This is a genomic window from Streptococcus sp. HMSC068F04 (assembly GCF_001837455.1).
GTDB lineage: Bacteria > Bacillota > Bacilli > Lactobacillales > Streptococcaceae > Streptococcus > Streptococcus salivarius_D.
Map to the genome: position 1 here is coordinate 1 of NZ_KV832513.1, position 1,684 is coordinate 1,684.

Sequence of the window (1,684 nt, forward strand, 5' to 3'; positions counted from 1 at the left end):
TTTGTTGCACTTGACTTGACAATTAGGGAAAATTTTATAACTAAAGATTCTCTCTTTTTCTTTGCGATAACCTAACGTAATCGCTTTCATTACCCCCATCATTTATGGTAAGATGGAAGTGACGCATTAGTGTCATATTCTTATAATCTTAAATCCCCTTATTAAACATGGAGATGCTTTATGAAACAGAAACATTCACATTTTCTAATCCCTGGAATCCTTCTTCTAGGGATCGTTTTGCGGGCTCCGTTCACAACCTTGTCCACTGTCTTATCAGACATTGCTTCTGGTCTAGGTGTTGAGGTCAGTTCACTCGGTCTCTTGACAAGTCTGCCTCTCTTGACCTTTGCCATATTCTCGCCTTTTGCGGCTAGGTGGGCCAAACGCTTTGGTATCGAAAGACTCTTCCTAGGTGTTTTAATTGTGATGACTCTTGGTTCTGCTCTGCGTACCGTCAATCTCCCTCTTCTTTATGCGGGAACGCTTTTAGTCGGAGCTGGGATTGCCTTTATCAACGTCCTTCTCCCAAGCCTAATTCAGGCTAATGAGCCAAATCAGTTAGGATTCTTAACCACACTCTACATTACAGCCATGGGCTTGTCCACAGCCGTGGCTTCATCGGTAGCCGTTCCAATCACTAAGGCAACCTCATGGCAAGGTTTGGTCTGGGTATTGACAGCAGTCTGTGCCTTGGCTCTTGTGGTTTGGCTTCCTAATGTCCGCCATAATCATTATTTAGAACAAGATACTTCTACCAGCGAAAACTCAGGCAGTTGGTATAAGAGCGGCAAAGTCTGGGCCATCATGATTTTCGGTGGATTACAGTCACTCTTCTTCTATACCACTATCACTTGGCTTCCAACCATGGCTACTCAAGCTAGTGTCGGCGAAGCCAATGCCGGAATTCTAGCTTCCGTTTTTACACTGACGAGTATTCCATTCTCTATGATTGTTCCTAGCCTAATCACGAAACTTTCTGATCGCAACCGTCATTTGATGCTAGTGATTACCGTCCTAGCAGGATTCGTCGGAGTTGCCATGCTCCTAGTCAATACAGACAGCTTTGTGTATTGGTTAATCCTTAACCTCTTAATCGGAAGTTCTGCTAGTGTCCTATTCCCTTACATGATGGTTGCCTTTTCAATGAAGGCTAGCACCCCTGAAAAAACAGCCCAACTATCAGGCTTAGCCCAAACCGGAGGCTATATCTTTGCGGCACTTGGACCAGTCCTATTCGGTTCAAGCAAACAACTCTTTAACTCTTGGACCCCTGCTGTTTTAATTCTTCTCGTCTTAACCCTAATCATGGGAATAGCCCTCTATAAAGTTGAAAAAACAGACGTTATTTTGTAAGTGAAAAAATAATATAAGAAAATGCCCCACAAGTTGTAGCTTGTGGGGTGGTTTTTGTGTGTAATCAATTATTATTCTCCAAAAATGGAACAACCAACTCAATCCACTCTTGAGGTAGGTAGGCTGATAAATAGCCGTGATTATAACCCTTTGCTTCATACAGGATAGTGTTGGGATACAACTGCTGAAACAATCTAGCTGATTCCTTAACACAGTTCAATTCTTTTTCACCATAGATATAATGAACCTGAGCCTTACTTTTAGAAATCCTACTATTCAATTTGTAGTGCCCCATATAGGTTTTATAGATGGTCACTAATGTTTTGATAGG

Annotated in this window: 1 protein-coding gene and 1 pseudogene; one reads left to right on the top strand and one right to left on the bottom strand. The window is 42.2% G+C overall.

What is annotated here, in order from left to right; all coding sequences use genetic code 11:
• Nucleotides 1-180: 180 nt before the first annotated feature.
• Nucleotides 181-1,353 (top strand): MFS transporter, encoded by a 1,173-nt coding sequence (locus HMPREF2571_RS07355; protein ID WP_070847567.1) that lies wholly within the window; start codon nt 181-183, stop codon nt 1,351-1,353.
• 64 nt (nt 1,354-1,417) lie between these two features.
• On the opposite strand, the pseudogene HMPREF2571_RS07360 reads toward HMPREF2571_RS07355, so the two are convergent.
• Nucleotides 1,418-1,684 (bottom strand): annotated as a pseudogene (locus HMPREF2571_RS07360) (alpha/beta hydrolase); the annotation flags it as partial.